General features: G+C 56.6%; 32 protein-coding genes. 23 read left to right on the top strand and 9 right to left on the bottom strand.

Translation table 11 applies throughout. From position 1 onward, the window contains the following. The 8 genes from M6G53_RS15155 to M6G53_RS15120 are packed head-to-tail and all read right to left on the bottom strand — an operon-like array spanning position 1 to position 5178. Positions 1–225, bottom strand: coding sequence for a hypothetical protein (locus M6G53_RS15155; protein WP_253332659.1), 225 nt, complete (start codon positions 223–225; stop codon positions 1–3). Further along, positions 218–520 (bottom strand): HI_1482 family protein, encoded by a 303-nt coding sequence (locus tag M6G53_RS15150; RefSeq protein WP_154232791.1) that lies wholly within the window; start codon positions 518–520, stop codon positions 218–220. The genes M6G53_RS15155 and M6G53_RS15150 overlap by 8 nt, the downstream gene beginning before the upstream one ends. A gap of 27 nt (positions 521–547) precedes the next feature. Beyond that, positions 548–1711 (bottom strand): AAA family ATPase, encoded by a 1164-nt coding sequence (locus M6G53_RS15145; protein WP_253332657.1) that lies wholly within the window; start codon positions 1709–1711, stop codon positions 548–550. A gap of 8 nt (positions 1712–1719) precedes the next feature. Continuing rightward, positions 1720–3492, bottom strand: coding sequence for an integrase (locus tag M6G53_RS15140; protein WP_253332655.1), 1773 nt, complete (start codon positions 3490–3492; stop codon positions 1720–1722). A 1-nt stretch (position 3493) separates the two neighbouring features. Next, positions 3494–3697, bottom strand: a complete 204-nt coding sequence (locus M6G53_RS15135) for a hypothetical protein (RefSeq protein WP_253332653.1) — start codon at positions 3695–3697, stop codon at positions 3494–3496. Then, positions 3690–4631 carry a hypothetical protein gene (locus tag M6G53_RS15130; RefSeq protein WP_253332651.1) on the bottom strand — a complete coding sequence of 314 codons (942 nt, stop codon included), beginning with the start codon at positions 4629–4631 and terminating at the stop codon, positions 3690–3692. The genes M6G53_RS15135 and M6G53_RS15130 overlap by 8 nt, the downstream gene beginning before the upstream one ends. Positions 4632–4641: 10 nt before the next feature. After that, on the bottom strand, positions 4642–4950 hold the full coding sequence (locus M6G53_RS15125; RefSeq protein WP_253332649.1) for a helix-turn-helix domain-containing protein: 309 nt from the start codon (positions 4948–4950) through the stop codon (positions 4642–4644). A gap of 3 nt (positions 4951–4953) precedes the next feature. After that, complete coding sequence (locus tag M6G53_RS15120; protein WP_041033437.1) at positions 4954–5178, bottom strand: hypothetical protein; 225 nt, start codon at positions 5176–5178, stop codon at positions 4954–4956. 89 nt (positions 5179–5267) lie between these two features. On the opposite strand from M6G53_RS15120, the gene M6G53_RS15115 reads away from it, so the two are divergent. Both M6G53_RS15115 and M6G53_RS15110 read left to right on the top strand, forming a co-directional pair. Next, the gene (locus M6G53_RS15115) at positions 5268–5684 is read left to right on the top strand and encodes a helix-turn-helix domain-containing protein (protein ID WP_060446703.1); all 417 of its coding nucleotides are present in this window, start codon (positions 5268–5270) and stop codon (positions 5682–5684) included. 54 nt (positions 5685–5738) lie between these two features. Next, positions 5739–6170 carry a zinc-ribbon domain-containing protein gene (locus M6G53_RS15110; protein ID WP_072271104.1) on the top strand — a complete coding sequence of 144 codons (432 nt, stop codon included), beginning with the start codon at positions 5739–5741 and terminating at the stop codon, positions 6168–6170. 37 nt (positions 6171–6207) lie between these two features. Here the strand turns inward: M6G53_RS15110 and M6G53_RS15105 are convergent, their stop codons facing one another. Then, positions 6208–6975, bottom strand: a complete 768-nt coding sequence (locus tag M6G53_RS15105; protein ID WP_253332646.1) for a DNA adenine methylase — start codon at positions 6973–6975, stop codon at positions 6208–6210. Positions 6976–7298: 323 nt separating this feature from the next. Here M6G53_RS15105 and M6G53_RS15100 point away from each other — a divergent pair, with 323 nt between their 5' ends. From M6G53_RS15100 to M6G53_RS15005, 21 genes are all read left to right on the top strand, one after another. Next, on the top strand, positions 7299–8189 hold the full coding sequence (locus M6G53_RS15100) for a hypothetical protein (RefSeq protein ID WP_253332643.1): 891 nt from the start codon (positions 7299–7301) through the stop codon (positions 8187–8189). After that, entirely contained in the window at positions 8182–8586 is a 405-nt protein-coding gene (locus tag M6G53_RS15095) for a hypothetical protein (RefSeq protein WP_253332642.1), read from the top strand. The genes M6G53_RS15100 and M6G53_RS15095 overlap by 8 nt, the downstream gene beginning before the upstream one ends. A gap of 128 nt (positions 8587–8714) precedes the next feature. After that, on the top strand, positions 8715–9083 hold the full coding sequence (locus M6G53_RS15090) for a putative holin (protein WP_253332640.1): 369 nt from the start codon (positions 8715–8717) through the stop codon (positions 9081–9083). 2 nt (positions 9084–9085) lie between these two features. Further along, complete coding sequence (locus tag M6G53_RS15085) at positions 9086–9700, top strand: transglycosylase SLT domain-containing protein (RefSeq protein ID WP_253332638.1); 615 nt, start codon at positions 9086–9088, stop codon at positions 9698–9700. Then, on the top strand, positions 9693–10124 hold the full coding sequence (locus M6G53_RS15080; protein ID WP_253332636.1) for a hypothetical protein: 432 nt from the start codon (positions 9693–9695) through the stop codon (positions 10122–10124). Before M6G53_RS15085 ends, M6G53_RS15080 begins: the two co-directional genes overlap by 8 nt. Then, the gene (locus M6G53_RS25675; protein WP_436286524.1) at positions 10045–10239 is read left to right on the top strand and encodes a hypothetical protein; all 195 of its coding nucleotides are present in this window, start codon (positions 10045–10047) and stop codon (positions 10237–10239) included. Before M6G53_RS15080 ends, M6G53_RS25675 begins: the two co-directional genes overlap by 80 nt. After that, a complete protein-coding gene (locus M6G53_RS15075) occupies positions 10229–10531 on the top strand; it encodes a DUF2730 family protein (protein ID WP_041033422.1) in 303 nt (100 codons plus the stop codon). The genes M6G53_RS25675 and M6G53_RS15075 overlap by 11 nt, the downstream gene beginning before the upstream one ends. 11 nt (positions 10532–10542) lie before the next feature. After that, positions 10543–10839 carry a VpaChn25_0724 family phage protein gene (locus M6G53_RS15070; RefSeq protein ID WP_060446696.1) on the top strand — a complete coding sequence of 99 codons (297 nt, stop codon included), beginning with the start codon at positions 10543–10545 and terminating at the stop codon, positions 10837–10839. 1 nt (position 10840) lies between these two features. Next, positions 10841–11392: a phage protein Gp27 family protein gene (locus M6G53_RS15065; RefSeq protein ID WP_253332634.1), complete on the top strand. Its 552-nt coding sequence runs from the start codon at positions 10841–10843 to the stop codon at positions 11390–11392. Further along, positions 11392–13071 (top strand): hypothetical protein, encoded by a 1680-nt coding sequence (locus tag M6G53_RS15060; protein ID WP_253332631.1) that lies wholly within the window; start codon positions 11392–11394, stop codon positions 13069–13071. Before M6G53_RS15065 ends, M6G53_RS15060 begins: the two co-directional genes overlap by 1 nt. Next, on the top strand, positions 13068–14579 hold the full coding sequence (locus tag M6G53_RS15055; RefSeq protein ID WP_253332629.1) for a DUF935 domain-containing protein: 1512 nt from the start codon (positions 13068–13070) through the stop codon (positions 14577–14579). Before M6G53_RS15060 ends, M6G53_RS15055 begins: the two co-directional genes overlap by 4 nt. Further along, complete coding sequence (locus tag M6G53_RS15050; protein WP_253332626.1) at positions 14569–15786, top strand: PBECR2 nuclease fold domain-containing protein; 1218 nt, start codon at positions 14569–14571, stop codon at positions 15784–15786. The genes M6G53_RS15055 and M6G53_RS15050 overlap by 11 nt, the downstream gene beginning before the upstream one ends. Next, positions 15783–16349, top strand: a complete 567-nt coding sequence (locus tag M6G53_RS15045) for a phage virion morphogenesis protein (RefSeq protein WP_253332624.1) — start codon at positions 15783–15785, stop codon at positions 16347–16349. The genes M6G53_RS15050 and M6G53_RS15045 overlap by 4 nt, the downstream gene beginning before the upstream one ends. 236 nt (positions 16350–16585) lie before the next feature. After that, positions 16586–17731, top strand: coding sequence for a hypothetical protein (locus M6G53_RS15040; RefSeq protein WP_253332622.1), 1146 nt, complete (start codon positions 16586–16588; stop codon positions 17729–17731). Further along, positions 17728–18105, top strand: a complete 378-nt coding sequence (locus tag M6G53_RS15035; protein ID WP_253332619.1) for a capsid cement protein — start codon at positions 17728–17730, stop codon at positions 18103–18105. The genes M6G53_RS15040 and M6G53_RS15035 overlap by 4 nt, the downstream gene beginning before the upstream one ends. Before the next feature lie 67 nt (positions 18106–18172). After that, entirely contained in the window at positions 18173–19102 is a 930-nt protein-coding gene (locus tag M6G53_RS15030; protein ID WP_253332617.1) for a major capsid protein, read from the top strand. Positions 19103–19113: 11 nt separating this feature from the next. Next, positions 19114–19638 (top strand): gp436 family protein, encoded by a 525-nt coding sequence (locus tag M6G53_RS15025; protein ID WP_253332615.1) that lies wholly within the window; start codon positions 19114–19116, stop codon positions 19636–19638. Continuing rightward, positions 19635–20081 (top strand): phage tail terminator protein, encoded by a 447-nt coding sequence (locus M6G53_RS15020; protein WP_253332613.1) that lies wholly within the window; start codon positions 19635–19637, stop codon positions 20079–20081. The genes M6G53_RS15025 and M6G53_RS15020 overlap by 4 nt, the downstream gene beginning before the upstream one ends. Further along, the gene (locus M6G53_RS15015; protein WP_253332611.1) at positions 20069–20269 is read left to right on the top strand and encodes a DUF7210 family protein; all 201 of its coding nucleotides are present in this window, start codon (positions 20069–20071) and stop codon (positions 20267–20269) included. Before M6G53_RS15020 ends, M6G53_RS15015 begins: the two co-directional genes overlap by 13 nt. After that, a complete protein-coding gene (locus tag M6G53_RS15010) occupies positions 20256–21008 on the top strand; it encodes a phage tail tube protein (protein WP_253332609.1) in 753 nt (250 codons plus the stop codon). Before M6G53_RS15015 ends, M6G53_RS15010 begins: the two co-directional genes overlap by 14 nt. Continuing rightward, positions 21005–21496, top strand: a complete 492-nt coding sequence (locus M6G53_RS15005; RefSeq protein WP_115234008.1) for a DUF6631 family protein — start codon at positions 21005–21007, stop codon at positions 21494–21496. The genes M6G53_RS15010 and M6G53_RS15005 overlap by 4 nt, the downstream gene beginning before the upstream one ends. The last annotated feature ends 138 nt before the right edge of the window (positions 21497–21634 follow it).

The raw sequence follows: 21634 nt of genomic DNA, 5'->3' as shown, positions 1-21634 counted from the left end.
TTATTTAACTATTTCGAACGTGATATTTTCCGGGTCATTCTCGAAACTGCTGTCGTTGATATTCAAATCGTATTTGCTGGCTATTTCTCCTATGCGTGAATCCAGGTCGACACCTTCAGAGCAGATACGCTGGTATTCGTCAAAGTCGGTCTTGTCCATCTCTACCGTTTTATCCAGGTGAATATGCATATCGGCGGTAATACTGACTTTTATTTTCTCACCCATTACCGCGCTCCTCCCAAACGACCCGGCACCTGTCCAGCTGGTACTGGAATTTTTGATAGCGGCCCTGTTCATCGGTGCCCGTTGAATATCGAACCGCTTTACCCTGGGCCACCATTCTGCGCGTGGTGGCGTTTGGGTGAATGACCACCGTCGGTCGGCGGCCTTCTTCGATGTCGATACGTTTAACCGTAATTCCCTGGGCAGATAATGTGGTTACCGCTTTGCTTGTGGTGATAATGGCTATTTGAATTCCCTCGCTTTCCACCACCAACGATAATTTATGAGTAGTGCGCATAATCCCTCCGACCGCATTAATTAATAGTTAAATACCTTTAATTACGTCGGCATTAACCATCGGCACACCGATTTGTGCGGCTAGGTTCATTGCCGCAATGGTTAAATTGCTGACAGCCAGCGGGTATAACAAGCTAACAACACCTTTACGGCCGCCGATGTTATTGCTGAGCCTGGCGCGAATAGCGTCGGTTGCGCTGGCGTCCAGCACCTCTTTTATCGGCTTACCGGCGCGGTCAAACTTAAACGTCAAAAACGCCTCCAGCTGGGTATCCAGCGGCAGCAGCTCAACAACTTCACAGCGCTGTACCACCTCGCGGACCTCCTGATTGCGTTCTGACAGCTTCATCGCCAGCTCCGGCTGGCCGACCAGCACAATGGAGAGCAGTTTTTTAAAGCCGTTCTCCAGCTCAAAGAACCGCTTGAGGTGCTTCAACGTCGGCAGCGGCAGCGAGTGGGCCTCCTCAATCACCAGGACGTGGCTGTAACCGGCGTTGCTGCTGTCTTTCAACACGCGGTGGAGTTGGCGGAACCGGGCCTCCTGGCTGCGTTTGACGCCTTCCAGCGGTGCGAGGGTGTTGATGATCGCCTCGGCGATCGACGCCGCTTTCAGGGTCTTGCCCTTGTTGTCGTTGTCTTCCATCGCGATGATGTAGGGCTCAATCACAATCACCGGCGCGTTTTCGCGGTTGATGCGTTCAATCAGGTCGCGGCGCAGCGTGGACTTGCCCGCGCCGGACTCACCGACCACCGCCAGGAACCCGCCGTGACGCGCAGTCTGGAACAACGCCTCGCGGACGTAACGAATATCCGGGGTCGTGAACACATCTTCAGAGCCTTGCAGGGCGTCGTCGGCGAACGGGTCGCGGAATAAACCGAAGTGCTTTTTCGTTGCTGGATGTAATACCTGCTTTGCGAGTAACATATTGTCGTCTCCTTCCTTATTTGCCTGTTGCGAGACACTGGTGCGGGCGGTGTCCGCCGCCTGCACCTCTTCAAATGCGCCAGCTGTGTCCAGCCCGCGCGCTGCTAAAAATTGGCTGATGCTTTCCCGCACCTCTGCGGTGCGGCGTTTTGGCCAGATGCCGTGGTTCACTATCTGCGAAATGGTCGGTTGAGAGACCTGGGCCGCGTCAGCGACCATCTGCTGGTCAATACCGTGCTCTTGCATCATCGCCTTCAGTACCAACATGCTGCCTCCTATTGGCCGTTAACGACGCTCAGCGTCACGGTGTGCTTGCCTGTCAGGTCACCGGCGATCGTGTCGATATCGTCCGCAGGTACGCCGTCCGGGAAACGCTGAACAAGTTGGTTATAGTGCTGTGCCTGCCACTCCCGGCCCTGCGCCGTGAATACCTCCCGCAACGCTTTTGCTGCCTCAACGTGCGTTAATGGCCGTTGTTCAATACGCGGGCCCCGCACATCCGACTCCTGGCCGCGCTTCGGCAGATAGGACGGTAGCTCGGTGTCGTCAATCGTGCGATATGGGTCAAACTGCCCCCCGAACGGCAGCGCCTTGGCTTTGCGCGCCGCCGCTGCGGCATCGGCAGAGTTGGTGCCGGTGACAATCTGCTCAATCTCCTGATTGACCTGCTGGGTGACGGTATCCGCCGGTTTGCGGTAACCCTCGCCGATAATCGCGGCGTTGGTCGCAAACCCAAACTCGTTCTCCGGCACCTCATCAACCAGGTGAAACACCTCGTGACCATCCTCGCCGGTCAGCACAATCTGAGCGACATCGGTGCGCCAGGGGTTACGGGTCACCATCACATACTCGCCAATCATCACGCCTGGGACGCCAGACACATCGTACTTGCGGCTCTGGAATGGAATTTCCAGTGTGGACTGCACTTTACGGCGTACCGGTGCGGCGACGGCCAGTTCGCGGCAGACCTCCACTGAGGGGGCTTTAATCAGCTGCTCGGCGGTGATGCGCAACCAGATATCGTTGCGGCAGAAGCCGTGGCGGCTATGGATAGCCGTGGCGTTAAAATGGCTGCGCCACTTCTTCGCCATCGCGTTCAGCTCATCCAGGCTGTTCACCGTGACGAATTTCAGGCCCGGCTCGAACTTGCGTTCGATGATGTCGCGGGCTTTCTCGACCTGGCCGGTCGCGCGGGCGTTCCCCGCCTTGTGGGCTATCATCTCGATGCTCAGCGCCCGGCACAGGTTTTTTGTCATGGCGGCGGTGTTGGCAGAGCCGGGGTCCATGAACAGAATTTTCGGCACACCGTGCAGCACATCTGCGCCGCCGCGCTCCTGCATGGCGTTAATCAGCACCGAGCACAGGTTCTCGCCGGACTCGGCACCGAGGACGTATTCGACGTAAATCCAGCCGCTGGTGTGATCGGTGATTTCATAGCTCCAGACGCGATCATGAGCGATACGCGCCAGATTCTTCGGCTTGTTCTTGTAGAACTCAGCGCTGTCCATCACCTGCAGGCCGGTGGTTTTCTTTCCGTTCTGCAGGTAGTAGAGGGTGCAGAGAGACGCGTCGACCAGCCAAACATGATTGGGGTGCAGGCTGGCCAATCGGGTGCTCGGTTCCGGTGCCATCAACTGGTCGGGATGTACGCCGTATGAACGCATGGCGCGGACAATAGCGCTCTCGGACAATGGGCGGACCTCGCCCGTGCTTTCATCAACCACTTCGGCCGTAATCATGCCGTTGGCCCGCAGTTCAGCAGCCGCATCAGCGACTGCATACAGGCGCTTGCCGTTCTTGCGGGTGGATTCTGTCAACAGTGCGGAGATCATCATGGCATCCTCACGCGTCAGCGCACTGGTGCCCGCATCCGTGCGGCGTTTGCGTGTGTCTGTCATCGCGACCTCCTTGATTTTTCGTAACAGCGTTGCGCGGGACATACCCAGCTCAACGCAGGCCTTTTCATAGATAGCGCCGCGCTCACCGTGCCCGGCATTGCGGGCAGCCTGCGCTATCGCAACCAGTCGTTCGGTCAGGGCTGCGCTCATATCACTGTTCCTGCTGCTGAATTTGCTGAACTTTTTCTTCCAGGAGGCGTTTCATTTCCTCAAAAAACGGTACTGCATCCGTGTCATGAACGGTGATTTCACCAAAGTAGGTTTTGATGGTGAAGCCGCACAACATGTCAGGCACCTGGTGTTTTAGGGCGTGATTCAGAGACTCGACGCTATCGACGACAGGGATATTAGGCATTTTCATTCTCCTCGTTATCCAGACCGTTCCTCACCCAGTCCGGGCGCGGGTCAAAAGGCTGGTGCTCCGGCAGGTTGAATTGCTGGCGCAGCGCTGTCAGGCGGGTCTCTATATCGTTGAGAAGACCGGCCATGCTGCCGACATGAACAATACCGGTACGCTCGGTGTGTTCAGCCAGCACGGTGAAGCCGTTCTCCAGGTTGACGAGGTCGGCCAACACGGCGTGCTGCAGCACGTTGACGTCCTGGATGATTTGCGCGCCTTCAGCCTCCGGCGTCTCGCGCTTGACGCGATAGCGCAGCTTTTCGTCCAGCTCGGCATTCTTGTCCTGCAATTTGCTAACTTGTTCTTTTTTCTCGGCCAGCGTCTGGCGGCTGATCTCCAAGTCGGTCTTGAGGTCTTCTTTCTCCTTGCTGTGCTTGGCGATCATTTCCTCGGCCAGTTCGAGCAGCGCCGTTTTGTCGCCTTCCTTGGCTACTTCAATAAGGGCGCTTTTTTGGTCTTCCGGCAGGCGGCGGAACTGGCGCAGTTCGCGGTAGCCGATGCCCATGCGAGACATGGACTCGAGGGCCTCTTCGCCGAAGGTGTTGAGGTTGGCGATATCTAATTCAACTTTGTCCCTAGACATACCCAGTAACTGACAAAAATCGTCCCATGTTCCAGAAAACTGCGAACCGTTCGCAGTTTTCATTCCCTTTAAAGCACGGTACAGCTTGTTTTCCTTAACAAAAGCTAATTTAGAAGTGCGAACCGTTCGCGAAAATTGTTCGAAAGCATCAGCCATCTGCGCCTGCCCCAGGAGTTGGTTCAGCAGGTCGCGCTCTTCATGCATCTGATCGCTAACGGCTGCCATTAGGTTCTGAGTTGCTTCCAAATCAGGGCTCAACTGCAAGTCTGGTACCAGATCGGTGGACGGTAATTTTTGACGAGCCATTGTTAATTCCTTATCGAGATCCAGCAGTTATACGTTGGGTGATTTCATTCATACGAGACTGCATACGTGCTATGTGATCAGCATGCGCAGTAGCGATTTGCAGCATTTTGACGCTATGCGCGTAGCGGCCGTTGTCGAGTTGAATTGCGAGGCCGACGTCCACCAGGGTGGCTAAGTCGCGGCTGATGTTGGCTGGTGAGACGTTCAACGCCTTGGCCAGCTCACCGTTTGACAGACCTGTCATCGTGTGACCTTTGAGGGCTATCAGCACGCGCAACGTGCGCGTTGCCGATGATGAGGTGCCAGGTTTCTTGCTCATGCTTTACTCCACATTACCGAGAATGCCAGGGGTGACTTCCCCGCCAATTGCGACAGACAGGTCTCGCAAAATCTTGTACGTCAGCCTGCCTCGCGGTAGCTCTTTTTTACCGGCCCAACGGCTCACCGCCTGAGTGACAGTGCGCGGCTCGTAACCCGCACCAAGCGCGAACTGGCGAAAGTTACTACCACGCTCAATCAGACGAGCCTGAATCTGTCGTTTGTTCATAGCTTGGTTGTTCCTATTGGGTTATTGTGTAAACATTACGAATAAGCGTACTTATTCAGAACAAATAAATCAAGTGGATTTTATGCAATATGAATAAAAACAGTGTGGACGCAGTCTTGGCGCGCTTAATGGAACTACTCGGGGCCGGAAACGATAGTGAGCTGGCAAGAATGTTAGATGTAAATCGGCAAACCCTTGCGAGCTGGAGAAAGCGCGATTCGATACCTTATTCAATTTGCGTAAACCTGTCTGAAGAACGGGGATATTCGCTAGATTGGCTACTCACAGGACGCGGACAGGCTATGATTGATTCGCAAGCTCCGGCGAATGCAGATGTGATCTTTTCCCGTTCTGACCTGACATTGTTGGAGCTAATGAACCAGTTAGATCCAGAAGTAAGGAAAGATTTAATGCGAAGCGCTGAGGAAAAACAGCGAATGATCGAGCTTGAAAAAAAAGTAAACGAGCTTTCTTCCGAACTTCAGAAGAAAAAAAATGCGAGCTAATTTGTTCCCATTGGGAACTAAAAGTGTAAGTTTTTCTATTTTAATGGAGTAAATATGGCTCTAATTTCGTGCAAGGAATGTGGGAAGGACGTATCTGATACAGTAAAGGCATGCCCAAACTGTGGATTTCGTCTAAAAAAAGAAATAGGAAATTTCAAAGCGATAGTATTGGTTGCCCTGATCGGTGTTGCAGGAGTTTTCATGGCCTTGCTTCTTGCCCCGCTTCTTGGTTCAAGAACCGAATACGAAGTTAGCGCATATGAAAAGTGCAAAACCATGATAAAAATGGACTCAGCAAATCCTGAAAATGCTGAGATTGAGGATATTAACGGTATTGTTAATGGCAGTGAGGTCACTTACGTTTGGTCGCCTCTCACGCTAAGACTGCAAAATCAGTATGGTGCATTAGTTGGCTCTTCGGCTACATGCATAATCAATACGGATACCAATAATGTGACAAGATTCTATCCGCCAAGTTTGCATTGATAAACCGAAGACGGCGTGCTTAACGCCGTCTGCTGTGCTACCAATTTCTAATAACAAGTTCTTTCTGTCGCGAAGCAGGTCTGCCAGCACCTTGCAGAGTATAATGAATGCTGACGCTCTCCATATGAAGCCCCGCAAAAGCAGTCCGCATTTCAGGGATATCGTTCACTGAGATCAGCATGTTGCCCGACATCGACCTGGCCAGCTCAGCCATCAACACGTAGTTTTCAAACCCAAAGTCCACGCCATACCCTTCAGTCTGCCAGTACGGCGGGTCGCAATAGAACAGCGTATGCGGCCGGTCATAGCGCTGGATACATTTGGCCCAGTCCATATGCTCAATGCAGGTACGTGCCAGCCGCATATGGGCTTGTGACAAATCCTCTTCAATTCGCAGCAGGTTGAAGCGCGGCGGTGACGTTGTTGCCGTGCCGAAGGTTTGCCCCTCGATTTTACCGCCGAACGCCTGCTTCTGTAGGTAGTAGAACCGCGCCGCGCGCTGAATATCAGTGAGCGTTACCTCTGGCGTGATCTGCAACCATTCGAACATCTGTCTGCTCACCAGCGCCCACTTGAACTGCTGAATAAACGCCTCAAGGTGGTGCTGGATCACCCTATACAGATTCACCAGTTCGCCGTTGATGTCGTTGATCACCTCGGCCTTGCTGGGCGGCTTCATAAAATACAGTGCTGCTGCGCCGCAGAACGGCTCAACGTAACAGGTATGATCGGGGAACTGAGGAAGGATTTTTTTAGCCAAGCGGCGCTTACCGCCCACCCAAGGTATGATCGGTGTCGATTTCATAAACTGTAAGCCTTTTTCATATGATGAAAATGCAGTAGGCTTAATCTGTCTCGCGAGACGGACTGAGCCCTGGGTCGACTCACAGGTAGTAGCTGTGGTGTTGATGGCCTGTTGGGTGTTCCAGCACCCAACAGGCCGCTCTTTCTATTTGCAACACTAAATCTGATGTATGTTGGGGGTCATCTGTCCTTGGGCACAGAAAGGCATTGCTGATGATTTAACGTTTTTGTCTGCCTGGGATGGCAGAAATTGTTCTCAAAAAATGATGCGGAAGTGATCACACCTTCGGGCAATATATTAAGAGTATTGAAAGGAAGAACTATATGAGTGATGTGAAAAATTATCGTATTGAGTTTTATCAATTATCATTTAAACCATCTGCCAGGCTGGCGTCTTTATCTGCTGCTTTCCAATCTGTTGTCGATGGAACATCACCAAGTTCTTCTGATCGAGAAGGCTATACAAGGGAGATATGGGGGCTTAAAAAACGAGAAGACGGGACATTTGTTGGTGAGTTAAGGAAGTTTCGTAACTCTAATATCCCTGATAAGGGCGCCCCAGGAAGACACTCCTCTCCAATCCCCTTAGAGGAAGATGAGGGCATCATTGAGCGTAATTTTTTTGTGTTTTACCCACAGTACAATATCGTTGGATGGCATAGAAATTTTATGGCTTGTGGCATTAACAGGTTTTCTCTGTTTTTAGCAACAATCTTTGACTGCCGAGTTAAAGCTGCTCCCCTATTAGAAAAAGAAGCTGTTGCCAGGTTGATGAGGGGGGATATCAGAATGAAAAAGATTCAGCTAACAATCCCCCGACCACGTAACCCAGACCTCTACCCAGATACTGATTTCAGTCAGAAAACACTAGAGTTACTAGGTGATGCTGGCGCAGATACGATGCAAATTGTCATGGGGATTAATACTCGGCGCGGTGATAGCGATGGTAAACTTCGCCAAAGCGTTAAGTTCGCTATGCAAGAATTGGTGGAGTTCGGAGCAAAAAAAGCAGTCATCGAAGTCTTTGACGCAGATGGCGTACTCCATCCTGTTGATTTGATCGCTGATCGTATAGTATCCACCCAGTCGGTAGTTACTGACACCAGCTTTCCTCCAGCTGGCACTATGTATCGGTTGATTGATACGGCATATGCTGAAAATTGGGAGAGTATCAATGCGTATATTGGAGCTGAGGGTTCCGGGCCTATTGATTAAGTTGATTGTAGGCGTTGTCATAGCGGTGATTTACTGGTTTAAATTACCCCACATGCCTGCGCCTGCAGTTTCAAATTTGATGACAACGATTTCCAGTGTTTTTGCCACCTTACTGGGTTTCATTATTACGGCCATCACTCTTTTGGCATCATTGCTGGATAAGCCGTTGCTAAGAAACATGCAAAAAACAGGGCATTATAAACGTCTAATGACTGATGCTTTCGATACGTGTTTAGTTTTGCTGGTATTGGTTTTGTGCTGTTTAATCGGTCTGATGTTGACAGTAAAGCAGCAAGAGATTCTCGTGGCGGGACTCATTGCGTTAGTTATTATGTCGATATTGTGTCTTTTTCAAACAGGTAAACGCCTATTTAACATAGTTAAGGTATTGTCATAAAGCTTGCTCAACTAAGACTTTGTTGAACCAACAAGACCTGTATCTTCTGCCCCAGGGCAAATTACTCGCCAACCCTCTGCATTGCACAATGTTCCCTGTCTATTCACATATCAACAGGGAACATCACCATGTCGTTACTGCAAAACCTGCGTCACCAGCGTCTGCGCAACTGGATCATCCTTGCCATTGTTCTGCTGCTCGCCATCGCTATCGTTTCGCCGATGCAGCTCGGCGTCACGCTGTACAAATTATCGCTGGTGTCCATCGCAGCTATTCTCGGCTATCACCTCGACCGCGCACTATTCCCGTATGCCAGCCCCGGCAGCTACCTGATCGACGACTGGAAAGATACCCTGGGTAAGCCGCCGATCCCCTCTGGACGCAACGAACCGGAGTTCCCTGTCGCGACCGGCTACGAACTGGTGTTTGCTGCTGTGCTGCTGCGCCGGGCGCTGATTGTTTCCGCCATTTGTATCGGCGTCACGATGGGGCTATAAGCATGCGATGCCTGTTATCTGGCCTGTTTCTGCTGCTCAGCGCCTGCCACCCGGTGGCCGCTGCTATCCCTGAGGATGCGCGGCAATATCAGCGCGAACTGACCCGCAATGCTCGCGTGGTCTGGGGGCTAGATGCGCCGGTGGCGACGTTCGCCGGTCAAATCCATCAGGAGTCGACCTGGCGCGCCACGGCAAAATCGCCTGTTGGTGCGCTCGGGTTGGCGCAGTTTATGCCTGCGACGGCTGGCTGGATTGCGGGCATCTACCCCAAAACCCTCGGTGATAACCAGCCGTTGAACCCGTCTTGGGCGATGCGGGCGCTGGTGACCTATGACCGCTGGCACTATGACCGCATCACTGCAGCGACCGAGTGCGACCGCTGGGCTTATGTGCTCTCGGCCTACAACGGCGGGTTGGGCTGGGTGCAACGCGACCGTAAGCTGGCGGCCTCGCGTGGCCTGGACGCCGGACGCTACTGGAACGTGGTCGAGAGCGTGAACGCCGGGCGCTCCGCCGCCAATTTCCGTGAGAACCGGGGCTACCCAACTCGCATCATTTACGCGTGGCAACCGCTCTATGAGCGGGCTGGCTGGGGCTCGGGGGTCTGCCATGAGTGACTGGCTGAAGTTCATTGCTCGCTATGCCATCTGGGGCGTGATCGTTTGGGGGGGATTCGAGGCTGGCCGCAAGCAAGGGATGGCGGATGCGCGCCTGGAATGTTCCCGAAGCCAGACCCGCCAAGCTGCTGACGTCCTCAACCAGTTTATTGCCGGTGCCAAAGAGCTGACGGCGCAAGCCAACGCCGCCAGCCAGCAGCTGGCGCAGCAAATCGCCGACCGTGCTGCAGCTGATGACCAATCCACTCGGGAGATCCGCGATGCCCTCAAAAAAACCGCCGCTCGTCGCGTTAATTGCGAGTTTGACGCTGACGTCATGCAGCAACTCGCCGCCGCCCAGCAGCGTGCTGCTGCCGCCGCAACAAACGGTATTGCCAGCCGAATTGGCGGTACGGTGCCCACCACCGGCGCTGCCGGGCGATAACAGCGCCGACGCCGCCGCCGTCGCGCTGAAAACGGTTTACGACCAGTACGGCCTGTGTGCCGGTCGTCTGGCAAACATCATTCAATGTATTCAAGGGGGTAGTTGTGGCAATTGATGAACTGCGTTTTGACTGGGCATTTCTGCAATGGGCAGTGATGGCCGTCGTCGGCGTTTATACCTGGCTGATTGGCCGTCAATCGGCCAGCCAAAAAGAGCTGCTGGAGTTGCGCACCCGCATCACCACGCTGGAAGCGCAGGTGAAACAGGTACCGACCCAGTCGCAGATCACCGAACTCATCAGCAAGCTGAGCCGCGCTGAGGCACAGATGCATGGGATGCAAGAGCAGATGGCCGCGACCTATCGGCGAACCGAGAACATCGAAGCCTATCTGCTGCAGAAGAAATAACGGAGGACACCATGAGTTTTGCCGACTTCCTGCGTGAAGACCAGCGCCTGGTCATATTGCGCTTTCTTGCCGAGATGCCGAGCTACAGCTCCAACAGTTCGGTGATTTACCAGGCGTTGACGCGCTATGGCCATGCTCCGAGCCGTGACCAGGTCAAGACAGAGCTGCGTTGGCTGGAGGAACAGGGGCTGGTGCGTATCGACGATATCGAGACCGTGCTGGTCGCACGCCTCACCGAGCGCGGTGCCGACGTCGCTGCCGGGCGCGCCATTGTCCACGGCGTCAAACGCCCTGGCGCGGGAGGCTGAGATGGGCCGTAAATCTACCATCCACAAACTGCCGACCGACGTCCGGGCGCATATCGAACGCCGTCTGCGCGAGGACCAGCTGACGCTGGATGAGCTGCTGGAGGATATTCGCCAGCACTTCCCTGATACGGATGAAACCCCGAGCCGCAGCGCGCTGGGCCGCTATAAACAATCGTTCGGCGAGATGGTCGGCCGCATGCGTGAGCAGGACCAGATGGCTCGCCTGCTGGTGAGTGAGCTGGGTGAGAACCCGGACGAACGCGCCGGTGCGCTGATGGTTCAGGCCGTAACGACGCTCACCTCTCATGCCACCTTTGCCGCGCTGGAGCAGCCGGAAACGGATATCGATACCGTGCGCCACCTGGCGCGAGCAGCGAAAGACGTCCTGCAGGCGCGTAAGGAGTCACTGCAGGAGCGCCAGCAGATTGAGCGTGCCGCCCGCGAACGTCTGCTGCAGGAGCAGGAGGCGAATCTGGAGAAAGTCGCTACCGCACAGGGTCTGAGCGAGGACCAGGTGCAATTCTGGCGTGAAAAATTCCTGGGGATCAAGTGATGAAACCGCTGGCATCTACAGTTCGCAATGTTGAGTGGGACGAGTTGCCTGCCCGCGCCAGGGAAATCCCGTTCAACTTCAACCCGTTTGCTGACGGGGTGCTGATGGCTCACCAGGTGGAGTGCCTCAAGCACGATGTCTCCATTCTAGCCATCCCCAAGGGCCGTCGGACAGGCATCACTTTTGCCTGGGGGCTCAACTCCACCCTGATTGCCGGTGCGCAGAAAGCGGCTGGCGGCGACAACGTCTATTACATCGGGGATACAAAAGAAAAGGGGCTGGAGTTTATTGGCTATGTCGCCAAGTTTGCTCGCGTTATCGCAGCGCAACAGGCCGATGCGGTGTCCTCCATCGAGGAATTTCTGTTCGACGACCAGGACGATAAGGGGAATACGCGTCAAATCACCGCCTACCGCGTGCGATTCGCCAGCGGGTTTCAAGTGGCGGCGCTGTCCTCTCGTCCGGCCAATATTCGCGGCCTGCAGGGCGTGGTCATTATCGACGAGGCGGCATTCCACCAAGACGTTCAGGGCGTGTTGGATGCAGCGACCGCACTGCTGATCTGGGGCGGGCGTATCGTCATCATCAGTTCGCATAACGGCAAAAATAACGCGTTCAATCAGTTATGTACTGACATTGAAGCCGGACGCTATGGCAATGATGCGGCGGTGTTTACCGTCACGTTCGATGATGCCGTGGCCAACGGACTCTACGAGCGCTCGTGCGCCATGAAAGGTGAAGTAGCCACTATTGAAGGGAAAGAGGCCTGGTATAACCGCATCCGCAACGCCTATGGCCCGCGTAAAGCAGCAATGCGCGAGGAGCTGGATGCTATCCCGCGCGACGGCAACGGCGTGTGTATTCCCGGCGTCTGGATTGAGCGGGCCATGCCGGAGGAGCGTCCGGTGATACGTCTCGCGCTGGATGATGAATTTATCAATATGACCGAGACTGACCGAACCGCATGGGGCAATGAATGGATTGACCGTGAGTTGCGCCCTGTGATGGTAGCGACCCTGAATCCCGAATGGCGGCATGTATTCGGCATGGACTTTGCCCGTCACAGGCACTTTTCCTCCATCATGCCAGTGGCCATCACACAGAACCTGCGTCGCGATGTCCCGTTCCTCCTGGAGCTGAACAACGTCCCGTCCGCACTCCAGCAGCAGATATTGTTCTGGTTCATCGACCATCTGCCACGGCAATCCGGCGGTGCGATTGATGCCACCGGGCCGGGTATGGTGCTGGCTGAATATACTGCTGACCGTTACGGCCGCCCGCGTATTGCCGAAATCACCCTGAGCCGTCAGTGGTACGGCATCTGGATGCCAAAATTCACCAGCCTGTTCGAGGACAGCATGATAACCCTGCCTCGTGATGAAAACGTCGCGCAGGATCTGCGAACCGTGGAGAACATCGACGGTGTGCCGATGGTGGCACGCCTGGAGAAAAAAGACCTGAAAGACCCGGAACTGGTGCGCCACGGCGATTCGGCCATTGCCGGTTGCCTGGGCAACTATGCTGCGCTCAACCTGGCGGCGGAGATCGCCTTTGAATCCGCCGGCGCGCGGCCGGTTTATCAGGTGCTGTCGGGCTATGGCTCCAGTGGTGGCGGTGAACTGACAGAAACCGGATTCGGCACGGTGCGCGGCATGAATGACTTTGGAGGGTTTATATGAGCATTTGGGGGAAGATCAAGGGCACACTGGGCAGTAAACAGACCAAGCCGAATTTAGGCCAGGAAATTGCGGCTACTGGTGATGGCCGCGATATTACTCGCCCCTGGGTAGGGTCGCTGGCATTGGCCGACGACAGTGTCCTGCAGAGTCGCGGAGCACCGGACCTCAAGATTTACCGCGAGGTACTGAGCGATGAGGAGGTGAAATCGGCGTTCACCCAGCGCCAGGATGCGTTGATCTCCCGCGAGATCAAGGTCGAAGCCGGTGGCGAACGGCCGGTTGATATCGAAGCCGCCGACGCCATGCGCCAGCAGATCGATTCGCTGGGGTTTGACCGCATTACTCGCCTCATGCACTACGGCGTTTTCTATGGCTACGCCGTCGCCGAACTGATTTATGGCGTGCGCGACAACCTGCTATGGGTCGACGAAGTCAAGGTGCGCGACCGCAGACGGTTCCGATTTAACCCGAAAGGCGAGCTGCGGTTGCTGACACCGCAGAATATGGCGATCGGCGAACCGTGCCCGGCCCCATACTTCTGGTCATTCTCGACCGGCGCTGACCATGACGACGAGCCCTACGGCATGGGGCTCGCGCATTGGTTGTACTGGCCAACCTTTTTCAAACGCAACGATATCAAGTTCTGGCTGATCTTCCTGGACAAATTCGGTATGCCGACCGTCGCGGGCAAGCATCCGGAGGGCGCAACACCGGAGCAGAAACGCAACCTGTTGGCGCTGACGCGCGCCATCTCCACAGACAGTGGCGTCATCATGCCTGAGGGTATGGCGATAGAAATGCTGGGCGCATCGCGCTCAGGCGCTGCCGATTACCAGGCGATGTATAACGCCATGAATGAGGCCATCCGGCGAGTAGTGGTCGGGCAGATTTCCAGCTCTGGCGGTGCGTCAAAGGGCATCGGCGGCGACGAGTCTCTGCAGGACAAAATCCTCACGTCGATCGCCAAATCCGATGCGGATGTGATCTGCGAATCGTGGAACCGTGGTCCGGGCAAATGGCTGACCGAGTTCAATTTCCCCGGCGCTGCCGTACCTATGGTCTCCCGCGTGTTCGATGATCCAGAAGACCTGGCATCGCGCGCAGAGCGTGACAAATCCATCAGCGAAACCACCGGATTCCGCCCAACGCTGGCCAGCACCCAGGAAACCTATGGCGGCGAGTGGGAGCCGAAACCGGCCGTTGCCCCGGCGGTACCGGCGGCCCGGCCATCCAGTGCCGAGTTTGCCGAACATACGCATAGCCCGGATGCTCCGGCCGCAATGGCCGAACGGCTTAATCGTGAGTTAACCCCGGTGACCGACACCTGGATGGCGCAGCTGCAGCAGTTGGTTGATGATGCCGAGTCGCTCGAGGCACTGCGCGACGGCCTGGATAAACTGTTGCCGGACATGGACCTGGAACAGTACGCCGAGGTGATGGCGCAGGCGATGTCTGCCGCCGCGCTGGCGGGACGCTATGAACTGCTGGAGGAAATGAATGGCCGGTAATGTTGCCTACGGCTCGCTGCCGTTCCGCGAGCAGCTTGCCTTTTTCCGACGTAAGCTCAACACCAAGACTGATGCCTGGACGGATGTTTACGGTGCCGAGCATGACAACGAGTTTATGGTGGCCGGTGCCAACCGCGACGATCTGCTGGCGGACTTTCGCCAGGCGGTTGAACGCGCCATCGCCGAGGGGCGTACGCTTGCCGACTTCCGTAAAGGCTTTGCCAGCATCGTCGCGCGTTACGGCTGGAGCTATAACGGTGGTTTTGAATGGCGCTCCCGCGTCATTTACGAAACCAATCTCCGGTCATCGTATATGGCCGGTCGCTACCAGCAGCTGATGGCCATGCGGGATTCCCACCCCTACTGGGAGTATGTCCACAGCGACGCCGTCGAGGAACCGCGCGAGGAGCACCTGGCCTGGGACGGGATGGTGTTGCGCTGGGATGACCCGTGGTGGGTGGCCCATTTCCCGATCAACGCCTGGGGGTGTCAGTGCGGCGTGATTGCCCGCACGGAAGATGACCTGACGCGAATGGGCAAAGACGGGCCGGACACTGCGCCGCCGGTGCGATTCGTCGAGCGGACTATCGGACAGCGCAGCCCTGGCGGTCCCCGCACGGTCTTTGTGCCCGAGGGCATTGACCCCGGCTTTGAGCATACCCCCGGCCGCAGTAAATTTTTCAGCCAGGTGCCGTCCCCGCGAGGCGGAGAACCGGCGGCACCGGAGCCGCCGGATGCTGCAACGGCCAGCGCTGAGATACCGTTGCCAGCGCCTCAACCCGCGCCAGCAGAGCCCTGGCGTGGGAATGCCATTGACAGCTTCCTGCAGGCGTTTGGCGCGAGATCCAATACACCAGCGGCGTTTCGTGATGCAGCAGGTCAACGCATTGCGATCGGGCCTGAGATGTTCGCCGCTCGCGATGGCGAGGGTCAGATGGCTGAACCTGCAGAGCGTCTGCAGCTGCTCGCGCAGGCTATCCTGGCACCTGATGAGATATGGGCGCAGGTGGTTTGGTTACAGGCACTGCAGCGCGCGGTTGTACGCCGTCGCTATCTGGCACGCTTTACCCTAACTGGCAAGGCTGAACCGGTGGCGGCGGTATTCGAAACCGGTACAGACGGCTGGGCCGCCAGCACCGAATTGACGGCAGAAGCCCTGCAGGCCTTTCGCCAGGGCGTGCGCCTGTACTCGCGAGGAGATGAATGATGGCCGGAGCAACGCTGACTTTCGACTATCAGGATGCGCTCAATACGCTGCTGCGCACCCAGGCGGCGCTGGCAGCCCCTGCACCTTTGCTGGCGGATATGGGCGAGAAGCTGCTGGAGTTTCACCAGCAGCGCTTCCGCGCGCAGGAGTCGCCCGACGGCACTCCGTGGCAGTCCCTGTCTGCCCGCTATCAAAAGCGCAAGCGCCGCAATCAAGACAAGGTGCTGACGCTGGATGGGCATTTGCGTAATACGCTGCGTTGGCAGATAAACGCCAATGAATTGCTGTTCGGTACCGACCGCATCTATGGGGCCGTTCACCAGTTCGGTGCGACGATCGAGATAGCAGCCCGAAGCCAACAGGCCTATTACCGGCAGAAGAAAAACGGCGAGATCGACAACCGCTTTGTCCGCAGGTCGACATCCAACTTCGCGCAGTGGCATACCATTCCGGCCCACCAGGTGACGATACCGGCGCGCCCCTGGCTGGGGGTGTCTGCCGAACAAGGCGAACGCCTGGTCGAACTGGCCCGGGATTACCTGCAGCGGTCACTAAAACCATGACCGCCGCAAACGCGCTGTAACGGCCTCTGCGCTGTTATCCGGCATGATGGTCCCAATTCGGTTGCCGAGCCGTATTATAATACGTTCTAATACGGCTATCGGCGCAGTTCCTCCCCCGCGCTAACCCCCAATAGTCATTTCCAACTCATAATTATCTGTCCGAGGGCAGATTACCCCCGCGCGCCATTCCCCCAAAATCACTCCGTAACGTTCTTTCCCGTCTACGGATGATAACGATGACTACCAAAACCTCGACCGCCACCATTGCCGTTTTTGCACCAGGTACCCATACCGCGATGGATGGGCGCACGATGACGTTCACAACCGAAGACTGTATCGATATGGCCAATAGCTATGATCCAAGTCTGTCGGAATCCCCCTTTGTGATCGGCCATCCGAAACTGACTGCCCCCTCCTACGGGTGGGCCAAACGGTTTGAGTTTCGTGATGGTTTTTTGTATGCCGAACCTCACCAGGTCAACCCGGCCTTTGCCGAGGCCTTCAACGCGGGCAGCTATAAAAAGCGCTCCTTGTCGTTCTACCAACCCAACTCACCCGGCAACCCGAAACCTGGCCATTTCTATCCGCGCCACGTGGGTTTCCTGGGTGCCGTTCCACCGGGCGTAAAAGGTTTGCCGGATGCCGAGTTCACTGAGTTCGCTGAAGGTGCCGACGATGCGCCGCTGGAATTCGCCATTCCCTGGGAAACCGAACTGCTGGTTGATCTGCTGCGCGGCGTGCGTGACTACATCGTTGAAAAAGACGGTGCCGAACGTGCCGACCTGCTGATGCCGCAGTGGCGTATTCGTTCTCTGGAAGAACTGGCAGCCAATGCTGCCGATGCTGAAAACAACTCAACCATTTCACCACTGGCATATGCCGAGGAGCTCGATGTGGACCCGAACAAGAAAAACACCGTTACGGCGGAGGCGTTCGCCAAGCGCGAGACAGAACTGGCAGAGCGTGAAGCCAAATTACGGAAAGAAGAAGCCGCTGCGAAGGAGCGCGAGGCGAAGGCACGTCGAGAAGCGATCGTCAGCTATGCCGATGGTCTGGTGAAAGCCGGTTCCATTCTGCCGCGCCAAAAAACGGGCGTGGTTGAGGTTCTGCTTAGCCTGGACAGCACGCCGCTGTCGTTTGCAGATGGTGACACTACGGTGAACAAAACGCCGGAAGAGTTGCTGCGCGATGTGCTGAACGAAAAGCCAAAGGTGCTCGACTTCAGCGAAAAATCCAACGAAGAAGGCGACGTTCTGGACTTTGCCGACGCCAGTGCCGTGGCGGACGCCGCCAACGTCTACGTTGCCGAGCAGGCCAAGCTGGGGCGCACCGTTTCCATCACCGATGCAGTCAATCACGTTAAGAAAGGAGCGAAGCAATGAATATCCCAGTCCTGACGACGGCGCACAAAGTGGAAGCGGTTGTATTGCCTCGCCAGCTCGTCACGCACGGCACCGTTGACGATGAAATCGTGCCTGCTGCCGACGGCAGCAAACTCATCATCGGGGTCACCACCATTATCGGCAGCACCATCGGTGAAGCCGCTGACGTGATCCGCTACGGTCTGGCTCCGGTCAAATATGGCGCTGACATTACTGCCGGACAACCGCTGACAGCAGATGACGAAGGCCGTGCCGTTCCTGCAGCTGCAGGCGAGTTTTATATCGGCTTTGCCGAATACGCCGGTGCAGAGGACGACCTCGGCTCGGTGTGGATTGCGCCAGGTCAACTGGCGGCGGCCGCTGCGGGCGGTTAACCCGGCTTAGCCCGAAGATTTTTCGCCGGGTCACACCGGCTCTATCCCTTTTTTGGAGAGTGACAGTATGTCAAAAGCACCGTTTCCGATTGACCCGCACCTGACGGCCATCGCCATCGCGTATCGCAACACCAGCATGATCGCCGACGAAGTTCTGCCGCGTGTGCCGGTCGGCAAGGCTGAATTTAAATGGTGGGAGTATGACCTCGGCCAGGGTTTCACCGTGCCGAACACCAATGTGGGCCGTACCTCTCAACCCAATCAGGTTGAGTTTAACGCTGAAGAAAAAACCTCATCGACCAATGATTATGGCCTGGACGCACCGGTACCACAGTCCGATATCGATAATGCGCCGGCGAATTACGATCCGTTGGGGCGTGCTGCTGAGCGTACCTCGGACCTGATCCTGCTCGATCGTGAAGTACGCACCAGCCGCGAGGTATTCAGTGCAGCGAACTATGCCAGCGGCAACAAAGAAACCCTGAGCGGTGACGACCAGTGGAGCAACGACAAGAGCAAACCGATCAAGAAAATCACCACCGCGCTCGACAAGATGATCATGCGCCCGAACGTCGCCGTACTGGGCCGGGTTACCGCCACCGCGTTGCGTCAGAACCCGTCTGTAGTAAAGGCGTACAACGGCACGATGGGTGAAGACGGCCTGGTGCCGCTACAGTTCCTGCGTGATTTGTTGGAGCTGGAAGACATCCTGGTCGGCAGCGCTTTCGTCAATATCTCTCGCCCAGGTCAGAGGCCTGTTCTGGTGCGTGCCTGGGCAAACCACGCGTCATTTATCTACCGCAACAAGCTTGCCGACACCCAGGGTGGCGTGACCTTCGGCATGACAGCTCAATTCGGCAGCCGTGTGTCGGGCTCCATTCCCGATCCGGATATGGGGTTGACCGGCGGGCAACGTGTGCGTGTAGGCGAACGTGTTCGCGAGCTGATCGTCGCCCCGGATTGCGGCTACTTCTTCCAGAACGCTGTCGCGGGGTGAGGAAACGAGTTATGGCCGTGACCTGGTATGTCCCACTGTCCGAGCTGGCTGAGCGCCCCGGTGCTGTTGAACTGTCTCAGTCAACAGCATCGATGGGCAAGCCGCTGGCGCGCCCGGAAATTCTGGATGCGCTGCTGCGCGGTGAGGAAACCTCATCCTGGCCACCGGCCGAGGTCGAGGTTGCCCTGGCAGCAGTAGAAAAAATCGGTGATGCCGTGGAGGAAACGCAGGGGTTGATCGACGGTTACCTGCGCAAGCGCGGTTACAAACTGCCGCTGGCCAACGTGCCGTCGATCCTGACCGGCTGGGCGCGCGCTATCACCCGGTACAAACTGCATTCGCATCGCGTTTCCGACGAGAGAACCGATCCGATTGTGCGCGACTACCGCGATGCGCTGAAGCTGTTGGAGCAAGTCGCGGCCGGTAAGTTCAGCCTGGGGCTGGGTGATTCACTGCCCGCTGCCGGTGGCCCACCTCAAATTACCGGGCCGGGCCGCACCTTCAGCATGGACTCGCTGCGGGACTACGGCAAATGAGCAGCGCACCGTTCGATATCAACCTGGTTGTCGCGCGGCTGCAGGCGCTCGACCCGCAGCCCTTCAGTCAAATTGGCACCATTGTGGAGTACAGCAAAGTCACCGACCTGTCGGGTTTTGCGATGCCCGGTGCCTATGTACTGATGGGGCCTGAGCGCGGCGTTCCCGGCAACGGCGGCCGCGCTCAGGTGGCCGAAGCGGTGATCGGGATTGCGATCGCGGTACGCAACTACGGTCTGGGAGCCGAGGGGTTGACCCATGAGGTCAATCCCCTCATTGGGCAGGTGCGCGACCAGTTGATCGGCTGGCGTCCAACGCTCGCCAGTACCACGGGACTGCAGTGGCTACGCGGCGATGTTCTGGATTTTGATGGCGGAACGCTGCTCTGGATGGACACGTTCCAGGTTCAACATGTGATCGGGGGCAGACGATGCCAGAAGTAAAACTCCTGCAGCAGCATACCCACGCGGGTAAGGCTGTTGCAGCCGGTGAAACCATCACCGTGACCGAGTCCGAAGCCAGATGGCTGAAGGCACAAAAAATCATCGAGGCTGTTCTGCCCGTCGTGAACAGCGACAACCAGAACGGCCGTCGCAATAGCAAAGTGGAGGCAGATAATGGGACAACTTGAAACCTATTACTACGGTCAGGGCAAGGTATTCCTCGCTCGCCGTTTACCGAATGGTCGTCCAGGCGCATATCGCTGGATTGGCGACGTCTCCGCGCTGGCGCTCGCGCTGACCGTGGAGAAGTTGTCGCACAAGGAGTCCTACTCCGGCCAACGCACCACGGCCCGCAGTTTCCCAACCAGCAAAGATGGCACAGTGACCAGCACCTGGCATGAGCTGTCGGCGGAAAATCTCGCCCTGGTGCTGTACGGCGACCGCGTGGTTATCCCTGGTGGCAGTGTCACGGCGGAACCGCTGCCTTCCGGTATCAAAGCCGGTGAGCGTTTTGCTCTGGCTCATCAACGCATCAGTGATGCGGTAATTGATGAGCTCGTCGAGGGTACTGATTACGAGCTGGACTACACCTACGGCGCAGTGACATTCCTGAAGGACCAGACTGCGGCACCGTCCATTAACTACAAATATGCCGGGGGCGTGAACACCACGCTGTTCACTTCGCACCCCGAAAACTATGCGCTGCGTTTCGAGGGCATCAACCTGGCCGAGGGCGGCGCGGCAAAAATTCTGGAGCTGTACAAGCTGTCGTTCGACCCGGTCTCAACGCTGGCACTGATCCAGGGCGACACCTCGCTGGCCGGGCTGGAAACCACCGCCAACGTGTTGTTCGACAATGTGCAACCGAACGACCCGACCATCGGTAAATTTGGTCGTGTTATTGATGTTGCGGAGCCGGTGGAATGAGCCGCGAACCGCAACAGGCCGCAACCCCACAGGATGATGACCTGTCCGTGTTGCTGTCCACCCGCGATATCACTATCGCGGGTCAACGCCTCACCGTTCGCGAGTTCACCCTGGTGGATTCGCTGACGATGAATGAGGAGTTGAAGCCGGTGGTGGCCAGCCTGGCGGACGTCATGCAAAGCGAATGGCCCTCATTCGAGGCGGTGCAGGATGTGCTGGCCACGCATGCCGACGCGTTGCCGAAGTTGATCGCCTGCTGTATCGACCAGCCGGTCGAATGGGTCGCTACGTTGCCGGGCAGTGACGGCACTGCGCTGATGGACTGGTGGTGGACGGTGAATCGGCGTTTTTTTATGAGCGCTGCCGTCCGTCAAATCACGCTGCGCGCAGTCAGGGAGAAACCGTCACTTTCGGCCGCATCTTCGCCACGCTCATCCGGGCAGGCCATAACCCAGACAGGCTCGGATACTACACCGCCCGCCAGCTGACGCTCTACTACCGGGAGGCGCTGGCCTTGCAGGCGCAGGACAGCATCGCCCGAATACTGGACGCCAACGCCGGTTTCGTCGGCGGGCAGAGCGCGACATCACGTATCAATGCCCTGAAGTGATCGGGGCAATTTCCTT

The sequence above is a fragment of the Serratia nevei genome (genome assembly GCF_024160145.1).
In the GTDB taxonomy this organism is placed as follows: Bacteria; Pseudomonadota; Gammaproteobacteria; order Enterobacterales; family Enterobacteriaceae; genus Serratia; species Serratia nevei_A.
The sequence above is the reverse complement of the archived record's forward strand: the minus strand, read 5'-3'. Positions and strand labels throughout refer to the sequence as shown.

Coding starts and splice junctions, on each gene's coding strand:
- M6G53_RS15155 (WP_253332659.1), bottom strand. CDS start 225: ATGGGTGAGAAAATAAAAGTCAGTATTACCGCCGATATGCATATTCAC.
- M6G53_RS15150 (WP_154232791.1), bottom strand. CDS start 520: ATGCGCACTACTCATAAATTATCGTTGGTGGTGGAAAGCGAGGGAATT.
- M6G53_RS15145 (WP_253332657.1), bottom strand. CDS start 1,711: ATGTTGGTACTGAAGGCGATGATGCAAGAGCACGGTATTGACCAGCAG.
- M6G53_RS15140 (WP_253332655.1), bottom strand. CDS start 3,492: ATGAGCGCAGCCCTGACCGAACGACTGGTTGCGATAGCGCAGGCTGCC.
- M6G53_RS15135 (WP_253332653.1), bottom strand. CDS start 3,697: ATGCCTAATATCCCTGTCGTCGATAGCGTCGAGTCTCTGAATCACGCC.
- M6G53_RS15130 (WP_253332651.1), bottom strand. CDS start 4,631: ATGGCTCGTCAAAAATTACCGTCCACCGATCTGGTACCAGACTTGCAG.
- M6G53_RS15125 (WP_253332649.1), bottom strand. CDS start 4,950: ATGAGCAAGAAACCTGGCACCTCATCATCGGCAACGCGCACGTTGCGC.
- M6G53_RS15120 (WP_041033437.1), bottom strand. CDS start 5,178: ATGAACAAACGACAGATTCAGGCTCGTCTGATTGAGCGTGGTAGTAAC.
- M6G53_RS15115 (WP_060446703.1), top strand. CDS start 5,268: ATGAATAAAAACAGTGTGGACGCAGTCTTGGCGCGCTTAATGGAACTA.
- M6G53_RS15110 (WP_072271104.1), top strand. CDS start 5,739: ATGGCTCTAATTTCGTGCAAGGAATGTGGGAAGGACGTATCTGATACA.
- M6G53_RS15105 (WP_253332646.1), bottom strand. CDS start 6,975: ATGAAATCGACACCGATCATACCTTGGGTGGGCGGTAAGCGCCGCTTG.
- M6G53_RS15100 (WP_253332643.1), top strand. CDS start 7,299: ATGAGTGATGTGAAAAATTATCGTATTGAGTTTTATCAATTATCATTT.
- M6G53_RS15090 (WP_253332640.1), top strand. CDS start 8,715: ATGTCGTTACTGCAAAACCTGCGTCACCAGCGTCTGCGCAACTGGATC.
- M6G53_RS15085 (WP_253332638.1), top strand. CDS start 9,086: ATGCGATGCCTGTTATCTGGCCTGTTTCTGCTGCTCAGCGCCTGCCAC.
- M6G53_RS15080 (WP_253332636.1), top strand. CDS start 9,693: ATGAGTGACTGGCTGAAGTTCATTGCTCGCTATGCCATCTGGGGCGTG.
- M6G53_RS15070 (WP_060446696.1), top strand. CDS start 10,543: ATGAGTTTTGCCGACTTCCTGCGTGAAGACCAGCGCCTGGTCATATTG.
- M6G53_RS15065 (WP_253332634.1), top strand. CDS start 10,841: ATGGGCCGTAAATCTACCATCCACAAACTGCCGACCGACGTCCGGGCG.
- M6G53_RS15060 (WP_253332631.1), top strand. CDS start 11,392: ATGAAACCGCTGGCATCTACAGTTCGCAATGTTGAGTGGGACGAGTTG.
- M6G53_RS15055 (WP_253332629.1), top strand. CDS start 13,068: ATGAGCATTTGGGGGAAGATCAAGGGCACACTGGGCAGTAAACAGACC.
- M6G53_RS15050 (WP_253332626.1), top strand. CDS start 14,569: ATGGCCGGTAATGTTGCCTACGGCTCGCTGCCGTTCCGCGAGCAGCTT.
- M6G53_RS15045 (WP_253332624.1), top strand. CDS start 15,783: ATGATGGCCGGAGCAACGCTGACTTTCGACTATCAGGATGCGCTCAAT.
- M6G53_RS15040 (WP_253332622.1), top strand. CDS start 16,586: ATGACTACCAAAACCTCGACCGCCACCATTGCCGTTTTTGCACCAGGT.
- M6G53_RS15035 (WP_253332619.1), top strand. CDS start 17,728: ATGAATATCCCAGTCCTGACGACGGCGCACAAAGTGGAAGCGGTTGTA.
- M6G53_RS15030 (WP_253332617.1), top strand. CDS start 18,173: ATGTCAAAAGCACCGTTTCCGATTGACCCGCACCTGACGGCCATCGCC.
- M6G53_RS15025 (WP_253332615.1), top strand. CDS start 19,114: ATGGCCGTGACCTGGTATGTCCCACTGTCCGAGCTGGCTGAGCGCCCC.
- M6G53_RS15020 (WP_253332613.1), top strand. CDS start 19,635: ATGAGCAGCGCACCGTTCGATATCAACCTGGTTGTCGCGCGGCTGCAG.
- M6G53_RS15015 (WP_253332611.1), top strand. CDS start 20,069: ATGCCAGAAGTAAAACTCCTGCAGCAGCATACCCACGCGGGTAAGGCT.
- M6G53_RS15010 (WP_253332609.1), top strand. CDS start 20,256: ATGGGACAACTTGAAACCTATTACTACGGTCAGGGCAAGGTATTCCTC.
- M6G53_RS15005 (WP_115234008.1), top strand. CDS start 21,005: ATGAGCCGCGAACCGCAACAGGCCGCAACCCCACAGGATGATGACCTG.